Source organism: Deltaproteobacteria bacterium (genome assembly GCA_019308905.1).
Taxonomy (GTDB): domain Bacteria; phylum Desulfobacterota; class BSN033; order WVXP01; family WVXP01; genus JAFDHF01.
Window position 1 is genome coordinate 13,648 of the sequence record JAFDHF010000009.1, and the last position, 12,906, is coordinate 26,553.

Genomic DNA, 12,906 nt, shown 5'->3' on the forward strand with positions numbered 1-12,906 from the left:
AAATGGAACTCACGGGGAAAGTTGCTCTTGTTACCGGCGGGGCCCAGGGCATCGGGCGGGCCGTGGCAGTGACACTTGCGAGGAACGGGGCCGATGTGGCGGTTTCGGATATTAACGGGGAGATGGCCCGGGCTACTGCTCGGGAGATTGAGAAGATGGGGCGGCGGGCTCTGGCTGTGGAAGCGAACGTGGCTCGCTTCGATGACGGGGAGAGAATGGTCCGCGAGACCGTGGAAGGCCTGGGCCGGATCGATATCCTGGTCAACAACGCCGGCGTTGCCCGGGACAAGCTGGTCCTTCGCATGTCTGAGGAGGACTGGGATGTGGTTCTCGGCGTCAATCTCAAGGGGGCCTTCAACTGCAGCAGGGCGGCGCTCCGTTATATGTCCAAACAGAAGAGCGGTAGAATCGTCAATATAGCGTCCGTTGTAGGGTTGATGGGCAACGCAGGGCAGGCAAACTACGCCGCATCGAAAGCCGGCCTCATTGGGTTCACTAAGACCCTTGCCCGGGAGTTCGGCTCGCGGGGCATAACGGTCAATGCCATTGCACCCGGCTACATCGATACTCCTATGACGCAGGCGCTCCCTGAGAAGGTCAAGGAGGACTTGAAGAGGTTGATTCCTCTGGATCGGTTGGGGAGCCCTGATGACGTTGCCAGGGCTGTGCTCTTCCTTGTGACAGGTGGTTCGGACTATGTTACCGGACAGGTTCTCCAGGTTGATGGAGGCCTGTACATGTAGGCTCGACGGCCGGGGTGGAAGAGGCCCGCCCGGGGGGAACATGGAGGGAGATTGACAAGCATCGGGTTTTCATGAGAAAGATAGTATCCCGTGTCGATGGATACTGACATGAGATGAAAACCCCATGATTTCAGACAAAGGAGGTATGAGCTGTATGGATATCGAAACACGGGTAAAGGAGATTATCGTGGAGCAGCTGGGTGTCAGCGAGAGCGAAGTTGTTCCTGAGGCGAAATTCATCGATGATCTCGGGGCTGATTCACTCGATCTGGTTGAACTCGTGATGGCCCTGGAGGAGGAGTACGGAACGGAGATCTCGGACGAGGAAGCCGAGAAGATTCTCACCGTCGGCGATGCCTACGAATACATCAAGTCCCATCAGCCTGCGTGATTGATGGATATCGCCTGAAGAGTGAAAGAAGGTGACTCGACATGGGCAGGGCCGCTGTTGCCCAGCTCAGAGAACGACATAAGGGTATTTCGCGGGGGATCTGGCCTTGGAGAGAAGAGTTGTCGTGACCGGCTTGGGTATGATTGCACCCACAGGCAATCCGGTGGAAACGGCATGGAAGAATGTCTGTGAGGGGCGATCTGGAATCGGCAGAATTACCCGGTTTGACGCCAGCGAACTGCAGACTCAGATAGCCGGCGAAGTGAAGGGGTTCAATCCGGAGGACTATGTGGAGAAGAAGGATGTGAAAAAGATGGACCTCTTCATCCATTACGCCATCGGGGCGGCGGAGATGGCTGTCAGGGATGCTGAACTCCAGATCAACGAACACAACGAGAGTCGGGTCGGGGTGATTGTGGGGACAGGTTTGGGGGGGCTTCCCAGTCTCGAGAAATACCACAAGGTCCTGCTCGAACGAGGTCCGAGTCGAATCAGCCCCTTTTTCATTCCCATGTTGATCGCCAATCTCGCGGCAGGGCAGATTGCCATCCGTTTTGGAGCAAAAGGCCCCAACACCTGTATCGTAACCGCGTGTGCGACGGGTGCCCACAACATCGGCGATGCCATGAGGGCTATCAAGTACGGTGATGCAGATGCTGTTATTGCAGGGGGGACAGAGGCCAATCTCACACCCCTGTGCATTGCCGGGTTTAATGTCATGAAGGCCATCTCCGTAAGGAATGATGAACCGGAGAAAGCCAGCCGTCCCTTCGACCGTGATCGTGACGGTTTTGTGGTCGCCGAAGGAGCTGGGATCGTGATCCTGGAAGAACTCGAATTTGCAAAGAAGCGGGGTGCTCCCAGGATCTATGCCGAACTTATCGGTTACGGGTACAATGGGGATGCCTATCATATCACCGCCCCGGCTCCGGAAGGTGACGGCGCGGCCCGGTGTATGGAGATGGCCTTGGCCGACGCTGGAATCGCACCGGACGAGGTGGACTACATAAACGCTCATGGAACGTCGACCTATCTGAATGACATCACGGAGACACAGGCCATCAAGCGGGTCTTCAGGGATCACGCAAGAAAGATACCGATCAGTGCCACCAAATCCATGACCGGCCATCTTCTGGGTGCCGCAGGGAGTGTGGAAGCGATTTTCTCCATCTTGAGCCTTCGGGACGGGATTATCCCGCCTACCATCAATCTCGAGAATCCAGACCCCGAGTGTGACCTCGATTACGTTCCCCAAAAGGCCAGGGAGGCGAAGATCCGAGTGGTCATGTCCAATGCCTTCGGCTTTGGTGGTTCGAACGCCGCATTGGTGTTCCGTCGCTTTGACAACTGACCCCCTGATGGCTCCCTAGCCGTTGAACCTTCCTTCTCCTCAAGAAGAGAGAGATGCAAGGATGAAAACCGCCGATAGTGATGAGCCAGTCCAGGAGGCCGGGGCGGGTGGTCTGCGCCGTGAGGGGGGACCCACCGTGAATCGAAAGAGATCCCGCTTGTCCTGGGAGCAGTATTTCATGGAGATCACAAAGCTCGTTGCAAAGCGGTCGACCTGTATACGGCGGCAGGTGGGAGCCCTTCTGGTAAAGGACAACAGAATCCTTACCACCGGATACAATGGGGCGCCCACAGGCATGGAGCACTGTATCGACGTGGGGTGCCTGCGGGCAGAGCTGAACATTCCCTCCGGGGAGAGGCACGAACTCTGCCGTGGGCTTCATGCAGAGCAGAATGCCATCATCCAGGCGGCCTACCACGGGGTGAGTATTCGGGGAGCCACTCTGTTCTGTACAAACCTGCCATGCTCGATCTGTATGAAGATGATCATAAACGCCGGGATCAGGTCGGTCGTCTATTTGGACGGGTATGCTGATGCTCTCTCTCTGGAGTTGATTGCGAAGTCACGGGTGAAACTGATAAAATTCACCCAGGAGGGGGAAAAACCGTGAAGTGCCCCTTCTGCGGCCATACGGAAAGCCGGGTGGTGGATTCAAGGATAAGCAGAGACGGAGAGAGTATCCGACGCCGGAGGGAGTGCCTGAGATGCAGGAAGCGATTCACCACCTCTGAAAGGGGGGAGGCGACCCTCCCCCTGGTGGTAAAGAAGGACGGCCGGAGGGAGCCCTTTGACCGCCAGAAGATTTTCACGGGCCTGAAGAAGGCCTGCGAAAAGCGGCCTATAAGTGTGGATACCCTTGAGAAGATCGTCAATCGAATCGAGCAGGCTCTTATCGAGGGCGGCGAGCGGGAGGTCAAGAGCTCTGTGATCGGGGAAAGGGTCATGGAGGAGCTCTACAACCTGGACGGGGTGGCCTACGTGAGGTTCGCCTCGGTCTATCGCCAGTTCAAGGACATCAACCAGTTCATGAAGGAGTTGAAAGATCTTCTCGCCCAAGGGGGCGGAGAGTGAGTCCTCACCTGATGGAGCGGGTGGATATGTTTTCCGGGATTGTGGAGAAGTTGGGCCGGGTGGTTGCTGCGGAAAGCCGGGATGAGGGTGCTCTCATTCGAATCGACGGGGGCTGGAGTTTGACGGAGGCGGGTCTCGGTGATAGTATTTCTGTCAATGGGGTCTGTCTGACCGTCTCCTCACTGGCGGGTACCGTCTTTGGTGCGGAGGTCTCTGCCGAGACACTCCGAAGGACAAACCTCGGTGACCTGCGGCCCGGTGATTCGGTGAATCTCGAGAGGGCACTGCGCCTGAGCGACAGGGTGGGTGGGCATCTGGTGACCGGCCACGTGGACGGGACAGGCGTCATCCGGGGTATCTCCGGAGAGGGCGACGCTCAGAGGTTCGAGTTCGACGTTCCCGCCGAGATCTCTCGTCTCCTGGCAGAAAAGGGTTCGGTCGCGGTCGACGGCATCAGCCTGACTATCGGCAAGGTGGGGCCTGAGTCCTTTGAGGTCCACGTTGTACCCTATACCCTGGAAAACACCACCCTGAAGACGCGGTCGACAGGTGACCGGGTCAATATCGAGACAGACATAATAGCCAAATACGTCGAGAAGATTCTCTCGCCCGGCGGCGGGGGTGTTACCGTTGAGACGCTGAGGAGAAGCGGTTTTCTGTGAGGTCGGCCTTGGTTGAGGGCCGCTCTCGCCTTGTGGATATTTGCAACCCTCGGGTGTGGGGGTTTGAAATCGAGCGGATCCACTCTGTCCCCCGCCGAGTTGCACCGGGATGGAGGTCGTTGAAGTCCATATCGGCAGGTCGATTCCATGTTGACTTCCGTTGAAAAGGCTATCGAGGATATTCGCCAGGGCCGGATGGTGATTCTCGTGGATGACAAGGGCCGAGAGAACGAGGGGGATCTGACCCTGGCTGCGGAGAAGGTCACGCCTGAGGCCATCAACTTCATGGCGAGGTACGGGCGGGGACTGATCTGTCTGGCCCTCACAGGGGAGAGGCTCGAGGCGCTCAAGATCCCGATGATGGTCAACAACAATACCTCTCATTTCGGTACCGCTTTTGCGGTGTCCATCGAAGCCAAAAAAGGGGTAACCACTGGAATTTCGGCTTCCGACAGGGCGACCACGATAAGGACGGTCGTCGATCCTGCCTCCGGCCCTGACGACATCGTCATGCCGGGCCATGTCTTCCCTCTCAAAGCGCGGAAGGGCGGGGTTCTGGTTCGAACGGGGCAGACCGAAGGCTCCGTGGATCTGGCCAGGTTGGCTGGCTTGCAGCCTGCGGCGGTCATATGTGGAATCATGAAAGACGACGGGACAATGGCCCGGATGCCAGACCTGGAGAAATTCGCCAGGAGGCATAACCTCCGTATCGTTACCATAGCCGATTTGATCAAATACAGGCTGACCAAGGAGTCGCTTGTCAGACGGGTGGCCACGGCATTCATTCCCACGGTCTATGGAGGGGATTTTACGGCCATTGCCTATGAGAACGACGTGGACAACTACCAGCACATCGCCCTGGTCAAGGGGGAGATCCGTCCTGACGATGAGATCTTGGTGCGGGTTCATTCCGAATGTCTTACAGGGGATGTATTTGGATCAAAGCGTTGTGATTGCGGAGATCAGCTCCATGCTGCCATGGCCATGGTGGAGAAGGAAGGCAAGGGGGTCATCGTCTACATGCGGCAGGAAGGCCGTGGTATCGGACTGGTGAACAAGCTGCGGGCTTACTGTATCCAGGACGAGGGTTGTGATACAGTAGAGGCCAATCATAGACTCGGGTTCAAGGCGGATCTGCGAGACTACGGGTTGGGCGCTCAGATTCTTGTCGATCTGGGTCTTCGAAAGATCAGGTTGATGACCAACAATCCCAAGAAGATTATCGGCCTGGAAGGCTATGGTATCGAGGTGGTGGAGAGGGTTCCTCTCGAGATAGAGTCGCGGGCCGAAAATATAGGTTACCTGAGAACGAAGAAGAGGAAAATGGGTCATCTGCTTTCACTGAAGTCGCTGGAATGACGGCGGTTCGGTGAGACTACGGGGAGAGGTGTCATGCCAAGGATTGTTGAAGGACATCTCGGTGCCAAGGGGCTCAGGTTCGGGATCGTTGTGAGTCGATACAACGGTTTTATCACCGACCGGCTCCTCGAGGGGGCATTGGACGGACTGACTCGAAACGGAGCGAAAGAGGAAGACATCAATATCTGGAAGGTACCCGGCTCCTTTGAGATTCCCCTGGCAGCCAAGAAGATGGCGGGTACTGGCAGGTACGATGCCATCATCTGTCTGGGCGCCGTTCTCAGGGGTTCAACGCCCCACTATAACTATATCGCCACAGAGGTGACCAAGGGGATAGCAGCGGTCTCTCTCCAGTCGGAAGTTCCCATCTCCTTTGGAGTGATCACGGCCGATACGCTTGAGCAGGCCATAGAGAGGGCGGGTTCGAAGATGGGAAACAAGGGGTATGAGGCTGCCGTCTCCGCCATCGAAATGACTAATCTTCTAAAAGCCCCATGAATTCGCATGGATAGGGGGGATCTTTTCGAGGTGGTCCTGTCCTCGGTTTTGCCGGCAGGGGCTGCCTGCGGGCGTTTACGTCTTTTAGGGTCGAATTGGGAATTCGGAGACGGGGCAGAGAGTCTGCCCTCCAGGTTCTTTACCAGATCGATGTGACCCGTCTGGAAGCGGGTGAAGCCCTGAAGCTCTTCTGGGATAATTTCATCCATGAAGAGGAGGCCAGGGAATTCTGCGAGTGCCTGGTTCTAGGGGTTGTCCGCCATAGGGAAGAGATCGACCGCCTAATCGAAGGGTATGCCGAGCACTGGAAGCTGAGCCGGATGACCCGGATAGACAGAAACATCCTCAGAATAGCCGTCTACGAACTCCTGCATTGCCAGGATATCCCGCCAAAGGTCACCATCAACGAGGCCGTGGAGATAGGAAAGAGGTTCGGCTCAGAGGAGTCCGGTGCCTTTATCAATGGAATCCTCGACCGGGTCACTCAAAGGCTCGGGCTCTTGAATGAAAAGTAGAGTCTGGGGGATCCCTGGCCCTGTGGCAGGCTTCTCTCGTGCTCGATTTCCCCGGAGGGCAAAGAAACGGCTTTCGTATGTGCCGGATGACATGAGGTGGTCTGTCCCGGCTGGCCGGATAGTCGGTCGTGCTGCGATCTGCCGGGTGTCCGGGTCGGGATTGGAGAGCCACGGTCCAGGGGAGAATCGGAGGTCTCCATGGGGCGCCTGTTTCGAGTGGCGAGCTTCAACGTGAACGGAATTCGAGCGAGGCTGCCCCTGCTTCTCGATTGGCTCGGCCGGGAGGCACCAGAGGTTGTATGCCTCCAAGAGACAAAAGTCCTGGATGGAGAGTTCCCCCGGAAGCCCTTGGAGGCACTGGGTTACGGCCTTCTTTTTCGAGGAGAGAAGGGATTCAATGGTGTGGCGACCCTTAGCCGGGAACCGGAGGAGCTCGTGCATCTGGGTTTCGATGACGGAGGTCCTCCTGATGAGACGAGGCTGATCCTGGTCAGGGTTCTCGGAGTTTCCATTCTCAACACGTACGTGCCCCAGGGGACTGCTCCAGACTCGGACCGCTTTCGATACAAGCTCAACTGGTTTCTCAGGGTGCGAGGCTTTCTTGAGAGCCACTTCGCGCCGGATGAAAGGCTCGTTTGGGTAGGGGATTTCAACGTGGCTCCAGAGGCACGAGACGTGTATGATCCTCAAGGGCTTCGTGGATCTATCGGCTTTCACCCTGAGGAACACGATGCGTTACAGCAGGTGCGGCAGTGGGGGTTTGTCGATGTCTTTCGCCTTCACGTCCGTGAAAGTGGACAGTATACCTTCTGGGACTATCGCATCCGGAACGCCCTGGCCAGGGGCATGGGATGGCGGGTGGATCACATATGGGCCACGAGGCCCATGGCCCGGACGTGTCGGAGAGCATGGATCGAGGCAAAACTCCGCGGTCTCGAAAGACCCTCGGATCATGCCCCGATTCTGGCCGAGTTTGAGCTTGAGTGAGCAGGGGATTCACGGGTTTCTCGGTTTCTCACTTCCCGGTTTCCTCTCAAGGTGCCGGGACGGAAAGGGTTTGCCGTGGGCAGGGTAGATTGTTCTTGCACCGGCCGAGAGGAGTCTCTCCCAACTCTTGTAAATCTGGCGGGTGTCTTCCGCAAGGGCGGGGATGCCGGGAACTCTTCCGAGGGGGGAAGTATTGACGGCCAGATCTCCGACAAAGGCCTCTCCTCCGGCCAAAACCAGTGAAACAGAACCAGGGGTGTGGCCCGATGTGTGGATTATTTTCCCGGGGATCCCGAAGGGATCGAGGCAATACTCATCGTCAAGAACGATGTCCGGTTCCACGGGGTGGAAACGGCCGAGGAAGGAGAAGATACTGAATACAAGAAAAAGGAATTCGCCCCACAGTGTAACAGGTGGTGGAATCCTGACTATTCCCTGGCTAACGAGACGGCTGTCTTGGCGGTGTACGGCCACTCTGGCACCCGTGAGGCTCTTGAGGGCATGGAGGCTCCCCACGTGGTCTGCGTGGCCATGGGTGGCCACGATCAACCGGATTTCACCGGGTTGAAACCCGAGTCTGCCAACCTGCCTGAGAAAGCGTTTTTCCTGGTTCGGAAACCCGGCGTCGACGAGAATACATCCCCTGTCCCCCCTTATTAGATAGGAGTTCGTAAAGGGGCCCATCCGGAAGGAATGGATTTCCATTGCTCTCTGGTGCTTTCCCATGCCGAGTCCTGGAGGAGACTCTTGGTTTCTGTTCCAAGAGCCGATTCTCCGGGTGAGATGCTTCAGCCCCTGCCGGCCTGGCGGGGTGAGGCCTGGATGACCTTTTCTCTGAAATACTCCGCCACCAGTCTCAGGCCTTCGGCACGGCCCACTCTTGGTTCCCACGCCAGGAGCTCCCGCGCCTTCTTGATCGATGGCTGCCTCACTTTCGGATCATTCTCAGGGAGTTCCTTGAAGACGATCCTGCTCTTGCTCTGTGTAAGGGCGATGATTTCCCTTGCAAAGTCGATGATCGTTATCTCGTCCGAAGAGCCGAGATTGACCGGGGTGTGCTCGCCGGAATAGAGGAGGCGATAGATGCCATCTACGAGATCTGACACGTAGCAGAGGCTTCTGGTCTGTGAGCCGTCCCCGAAGACCGTGACGTCCTCTCCCCTGAGGGCCTGGACAAAGAAGGTGGGCAGTGCCCTTCCGTCATCCAGGCGCATTCTAGGGCCGTACGTATTGAAAATCCGGGCGATCCTTGTGTCTATTCCATGGGCGTTGTGATACGCCGTGGTAAGGGCCTCGGCGAAACGTTTCGCCTCGTCGTACACCCCCCTCGGACCGACTGGATTGACGTTGCCGAGATAGTCCTCTGTCTGAGGATGAACCAGAGGGTCACCGTAGATCTCCGAAGTGGAAGCGAGGAGAAACCTAGCCCCCTTCTCCTTTGCCAGACCGAGGGCCTTGTGGGTCCCCAAGGAACCCACCTTCAGGGTCTGAATCGGGAGTTTGAGATAGTCGATCGGGCTTGCAGGAGAAGCGAAGTGTAGGATATTGTCCAATGGACCCTCGACATAGATGTACTCTGTGACATCGTAGTGGATGAATCTGAATCTCTCGTGGCCGATAAGATGGGCAATGTTCTCCGCGCTGCCCGTGAGAAGGTTGTCCATGCAGATCACCTCGTGGCCTCTTTCGATAAAGAGGTCGCAGAGGTGGGAACCGAGGAATCCGGCTCCTCCGGTAATAAGGGTCCTTTCCATGGTGAGCCTCCTGAAGGATTCTAGAGTCGATCCGGGCAGTGCCGTGCTCCTGGGGTTACCCCGTTCAGGCAATACCCGATTCCGCCCTCAGATCAGTAGAAGAGCCTGGCGGTCATGACAATATATATTCCATAGAGGGAGAGTAAAACCAGCCCTTTCCATTTTTCCATCCTGTGCCTGATGCGCATGAAGAGGAGCATGGTTCCAACGATTACGAGCATCCAGGGAAACATGAAATTGATGACCTTTGTGCTCACGTGCAGAGGATTGACCACAGAGGAGACACCCACGATCCAGAGCATGTTCAGGATATCCGCTCCGATGATGTCTCCAGCGGCTATTTCACCTTCCCCCTTGCGGGCGGCAGCTATGCAGGTACTGATCTCCGGGAGGGAGGTACCGAGGGCGATCACTGTGAGTCCGATTATGACTTCAGAAACGTTGAAGGCCGTTGCGAGATTGATGGACGACCAGAGGACCAACCGACTCGATACTATGACCCCTGTCAGGCCCAGCAGGAAGTAAAGGAGCTGCCTTTTCAGGGTTGTCGGACGATTGGCCGATGCTGGGGATGATCCATCCACCACGGCCGTGGGTTCTCTGTTCAACCCTTTCCTTCTCTTCTTTTCCGTTCTGTAGACGGCATAGATATAACCAGCCAGGAGTGAGACGAGAGCCATTCCGTCATATCTGGTAAATGTTCCATCCCAGGCCATGGCATAGGTGACAAGGCAGACGAAGATCAGAAAGGAACCGGCGCTCCTGAGGGTCTTACCGTCGATGAGAATGAATGAGGGGGCAGTTACCGCGGCCAGAGCCATGGCTAGTCCATCGTCGCAGATTACGGACCCCACAGCGTTTCCCAGAGCGATCTCCGGATGGCCGAGATAGGCAGACTGTACGGAGACGGCAAATTCCGGGGCCGTGGTGGCAAACCCCACCAGCACGATGCCTATGATCATCTTGGGAACGCTCAGGATCTCGGCGATTCTCACGGCACTGTCCACGAACGTACTGGCACTCTTGGCGAGGACTGCGAAGCCCGCAAGCAGCAAGCCGAGATAGATGAAGGTATCCAATACCGCCTCCCCGAGATGGACAAAGAGGGTATGCCTGAGACAGCACCCCTCCTCCGCGTAAGGAGAGGTCGGCTGACAGGGCCATACCGATGAGTGAGAGGGTTGAGTACCGGCAGGCTTCCCCGGACCGGCCGGTTCTCTAGCCCGGATCCCGGTCAGGAACCCGCCCGAATCCTCTCATGGGTCATCCGCCGCAACTCATCGGCTGAGGCGATATTAAGGCAGATCCGGGAGGGATGTCAAGGCGCATCGGGCGATTTCTTCTGTCCCTGGAAGAGGTCGGGGTTCAGGAAGGGTAATTAATTAAACGTATGTATAGTTTACTCAGTTTAAAAATCGAGGTATAAATTAAGTGCCGAACATATTCATCATTTACCTCCCATGGATGTGTCGGCAAGGACCGGCCAGGGGTTTTGGTTTGCCCCCCTTACCTTGGCCGGTCCTTTTACTCTGGTGATACTCCCGGTCTCCAGGGTGGATTTCCGCATTTGACGAAGATCCTGCTCAAGTAAATTCAAAATCTTCCGAAATGATTATCCACAAGGGCCATGCCATGTGGGGTCTGCTTAAATGGAGTCCCCGATCATGGCGATGAGAATCGATGGGACCCTGCCAGGCCCGGATCGAGTGGTCCGAGGAGAAACTTTTTTCACCGCCATGGCAAAAATCGTTCCCGTATCCGAGGATTCTTGAAGGGCCCTCCTTCTGGGGATTCGATTTGGGTGTAAAATCGGCTTGTTGAATCGTGGCCTCTTGGAGGTGAAATGGTGGCATGACCTGTGCATAGACCTGCGGGGGAAGACGAGGGGCTTGCAGAATGACGGCGGTGGGGATGCGATTTGCGGTTGATCATTTCCTGAGGAACGGTTTCCTGAAGCTCCAGTATCGGCTTCGGCGTCTCGGTCTCCCCCGAGATGCCGTGGTGAGATGTCTCTTCGTGTCAGAACAGGTGCTTAAGGGTTTGAGGGTATTGAGATGACCCTCCTTTTCCCGCTCATAGGGCAGGCCGGCTCACGGCCTGCCGTTTTTTTTGCCATCAGGTGCTCGATTTCGGGGTGTGCGGTAGGCATTTTGGAGTGATTTCACACGAAATTGTTGAATTTTCGTTCTCCAAATCATATCATACCAAATATTGTCACGGAACCGGGCACTTCTGGTGAAAGGGAAGAGGATGAAGGGAGTCTATATCGAGGACATCGAGCGGCACGTCGGCCAGGAGGTCACTCTTAGAGGTTGGCTCTACAACAAGAGGTCCAGCGGGAAGATCCACTTTCTTCAGGTGCGGGATGGAACAGGCGTGATCCAGGCGGTTGTTTCCAAGAACGATGTTTCGCCCGAGGTTTTCGCCCTCTCGGACAGGCTTACCAGAGAATCGTCCGTGGTGGTTCGAGGGCTTGTTCGCCAGGATCCGAGGTCTCCTCTCGGCTATGAGATTGGGGTAGTCGACCTGGAGGCTGTGCAGATTGCGGAGGATTTTCCCATTGCTCCGAAGGAACACGGAGTGGGCTTCCTCTTGGATCATCGCCACCTCTGGATAAGATCTCCACGGCAGAACGCCATTCTGAGAATTCGTCAGGAGATCGTCAGGGCTTGTCGAGATTTTCTCGATTCCCGGGGATTCGTGCTGGTGGACGCTCCGATTTTTACACCTGCTGCCTGTGAGGGAACGACCACGCTTTTTGAGACAAAGTATTTCGACGAGAGCGCCTATCTCACCCAGAGCGGGCAGCTTTACAACGAAGCTGCGGCGATGGCCTTTGGAAGAGTGTACTGCTTTGGCCCCACCTTTCGAGCGGAGAAGTCTAAGACGCGGAGACACCTCATGGAATTTTGGATGGTCGAGCCGGAGGTGGCCTACGCGGATCTTGATGATATCATGGAACTGGCCGAGGACTTTGTCGTTGCCATTGTCAAGAGGGTCGTACGGAAAAGAGAAAAAGAGCTGAAACTCCTCGACAGGGACATAGGGAAACTCGAGATGGTTGAGAAGCCTTTTCCACGCCTCTCCTATGGAGAGGCGATTCAGGTCCTTAAGGAGAGAGGGCTGAAAGTCGAGTGGGGGCGGGATTTTGGAGCCGAAGAGGAGACGGAGCTTTCCAAGGCCTTTGCGAAGCCCTTGCTGGTCCACCGGTATCCGGTCCAGTGCAAGGCCTTCTACATGAAGGGAGATCCACAGGATGATAGGTTGGCTCTTTGCGTGGACATGCTTGCTCCTGAGGGGTATGGAGAGATCATCGGTGGAGGGCAACGGGAGGAGGACCTTGGGAGGCTCGAAGAAAAGATGAATTCCCACAATCTCCCCGTAGAGCCCTTTGCCTGGTATCTAGATCTGCGCAGATACGGCACTGTGTCTCATTCGGGGTTTGGCCTCGGCATCGAGAGATCCGTGGCATGGATCTGTGGACTCGATCACGTCCGGGAGACCATCCCCTTCCCCCGCATGCTTTACCGGCTCTATCCATGAAAAACCCATAGAGACCGCTCGACTCAAAACTA

The 12,906-nt window shown here is 56.3% G+C and carries 14 protein-coding genes; 11 read left to right on the forward strand and 3 right to left on the reverse strand.

Going from position 1 to position 12,906, the window contains the following annotated elements; translation table 11 throughout:
* Nucleotides 1-2: 2 nt before the first annotated feature.
* The 10 genes from fabG (at nt 3) to xth (ending at nt 7,577) form a co-directional block, all read left to right on the forward strand.
* On the forward strand, nt 3-743 hold the full coding sequence (gene fabG / locus JRJ26_05220) for a 3-oxoacyl-[acyl-carrier-protein] reductase (GenBank protein ID MBW2056879.1): 741 nt from the start codon (nt 3-5) through the stop codon (nt 741-743).
* Nucleotides 744-888: 145 nt separating this feature from the next.
* On the forward strand, nt 889-1,134 hold the full coding sequence (gene acpP / locus JRJ26_05225) for an acyl carrier protein (protein ID MBW2056880.1): 246 nt from the start codon (nt 889-891) through the stop codon (nt 1,132-1,134).
* Between the two features lie 106 nt (nt 1,135-1,240).
* A complete protein-coding gene (gene fabF / locus JRJ26_05230) occupies nt 1,241-2,485 on the forward strand; it encodes a beta-ketoacyl-ACP synthase II (GenBank protein ID MBW2056881.1) in 1,245 nt (414 codons plus the stop codon).
* Nucleotides 2,486-2,546: 61 nt separating this feature from the next.
* Nucleotides 2,547-3,095: a cytidine/deoxycytidylate deaminase family protein gene (locus JRJ26_05235; GenBank protein MBW2056882.1), complete on the forward strand. Its 549-nt coding sequence runs from the start codon at nt 2,547-2,549 to the stop codon at nt 3,093-3,095.
* Nucleotides 3,092-3,556: a transcriptional repressor NrdR gene (gene nrdR / locus JRJ26_05240; GenBank protein ID MBW2056883.1), complete on the forward strand. Its 465-nt coding sequence runs from the start codon at nt 3,092-3,094 to the stop codon at nt 3,554-3,556. Before JRJ26_05235 ends, nrdR begins: the two co-directional genes overlap by 4 nt.
* A gap of 26 nt (nt 3,557-3,582) precedes the next feature.
* Nucleotides 3,583-4,218: a riboflavin synthase gene (locus tag JRJ26_05245; GenBank protein ID MBW2056884.1), complete on the forward strand. Its 636-nt coding sequence runs from the start codon at nt 3,583-3,585 to the stop codon at nt 4,216-4,218.
* Between the two features lie 147 nt (nt 4,219-4,365).
* A complete protein-coding gene (locus JRJ26_05250) occupies nt 4,366-5,577 on the forward strand; it encodes a bifunctional 3,4-dihydroxy-2-butanone-4-phosphate synthase/GTP cyclohydrolase II (GenBank protein MBW2056885.1) in 1,212 nt (403 codons plus the stop codon).
* A 33-nt stretch (nt 5,578-5,610) separates the two neighbouring features.
* Nucleotides 5,611-6,075 carry a 6,7-dimethyl-8-ribityllumazine synthase gene (locus JRJ26_05255; GenBank protein ID MBW2056886.1) on the forward strand — a complete coding sequence of 155 codons (465 nt, stop codon included), beginning with the start codon at nt 5,611-5,613 and terminating at the stop codon, nt 6,073-6,075.
* 95 nt (nt 6,076-6,170) lie between these two features.
* Nucleotides 6,171-6,590, forward strand: a complete 420-nt coding sequence (nusB, locus tag JRJ26_05260) for a transcription antitermination factor NusB (GenBank protein ID MBW2056887.1) — start codon at nt 6,171-6,173, stop codon at nt 6,588-6,590.
* Nucleotides 6,591-6,788: 198 nt separating this feature from the next.
* A complete protein-coding gene (gene xth, locus JRJ26_05265) occupies nt 6,789-7,577 on the forward strand; it encodes an exodeoxyribonuclease III (protein ID MBW2056888.1) in 789 nt (262 codons plus the stop codon).
* Between the two features lie 9 nt (nt 7,578-7,586).
* Here the strand turns inward: xth and JRJ26_05270 are convergent, their stop codons facing one another.
* The 3 genes from JRJ26_05270 to JRJ26_05280 form a co-directional block, all read right to left on the reverse strand.
* Nucleotides 7,587-8,303, reverse strand: coding sequence for an MBL fold metallo-hydrolase (locus tag JRJ26_05270; GenBank protein MBW2056889.1), 717 nt, complete (start codon nt 8,301-8,303; stop codon nt 7,587-7,589).
* A gap of 62 nt (nt 8,304-8,365) precedes the next feature.
* Entirely contained in the window at nt 8,366-9,331 is a 966-nt protein-coding gene (locus tag JRJ26_05275; GenBank protein ID MBW2056890.1) for an SDR family oxidoreductase, read from the reverse strand.
* Nucleotides 9,332-9,423: 92 nt separating this feature from the next.
* On the reverse strand, nt 9,424-10,410 hold the full coding sequence (locus JRJ26_05280; protein ID MBW2056891.1) for a calcium/sodium antiporter: 987 nt from the start codon (nt 10,408-10,410) through the stop codon (nt 9,424-9,426).
* 1,171 nt (nt 10,411-11,581) lie between these two features.
* On the opposite strand from JRJ26_05280, the gene asnS reads away from it, so the two are divergent.
* Nucleotides 11,582-12,874 carry an asparagine--tRNA ligase gene (asnS, locus tag JRJ26_05285; protein MBW2056892.1) on the forward strand — a complete coding sequence of 431 codons (1,293 nt, stop codon included), beginning with the start codon at nt 11,582-11,584 and terminating at the stop codon, nt 12,872-12,874.
* The last annotated feature ends 32 nt before the right edge of the window (nt 12,875-12,906 follow it).

What these genes read in the sequence shown, in the direction of transcription:
- fabG (MBW2056879.1), top strand. Translation starts at nt 3, where the DNA reads ATGGAACTCACGGGGAAAGTTGCTCTTGTTACCGGCGGGGCCCAGGGC.
- acpP (MBW2056880.1), top strand. Translation starts at nt 889, where the DNA reads ATGAGCTGTATGGATATCGAAACACGGGTAAAGGAGATTATCGTGGAG.
- JRJ26_05235 (MBW2056882.1), top strand. Translation starts at nt 2,547, where the DNA reads ATGAAAACCGCCGATAGTGATGAGCCAGTCCAGGAGGCCGGGGCGGGT.
- JRJ26_05245 (MBW2056884.1), top strand. Translation starts at nt 3,583, where the DNA reads ATGTTTTCCGGGATTGTGGAGAAGTTGGGCCGGGTGGTTGCTGCGGAA.
- JRJ26_05250 (MBW2056885.1), top strand. Translation starts at nt 4,366, where the DNA reads ATGTTGACTTCCGTTGAAAAGGCTATCGAGGATATTCGCCAGGGCCGG.
- JRJ26_05255 (MBW2056886.1), top strand. Translation starts at nt 5,611, where the DNA reads ATGCCAAGGATTGTTGAAGGACATCTCGGTGCCAAGGGGCTCAGGTTC.
- xth (MBW2056888.1), top strand. Translation starts at nt 6,789, where the DNA reads ATGGGGCGCCTGTTTCGAGTGGCGAGCTTCAACGTGAACGGAATTCGA.
- JRJ26_05270 (MBW2056889.1), bottom strand. Translation starts at nt 8,303, where the DNA reads ATGGGAAAGCACCAGAGAGCAATGGAAATCCATTCCTTCCGGATGGGC.
- JRJ26_05275 (MBW2056890.1), bottom strand. Translation starts at nt 9,331, where the DNA reads ATGGAAAGGACCCTTATTACCGGAGGAGCCGGATTCCTCGGTTCCCAC.
- asnS (MBW2056892.1), top strand. Translation starts at nt 11,582, where the DNA reads ATGAAGGGAGTCTATATCGAGGACATCGAGCGGCACGTCGGCCAGGAG.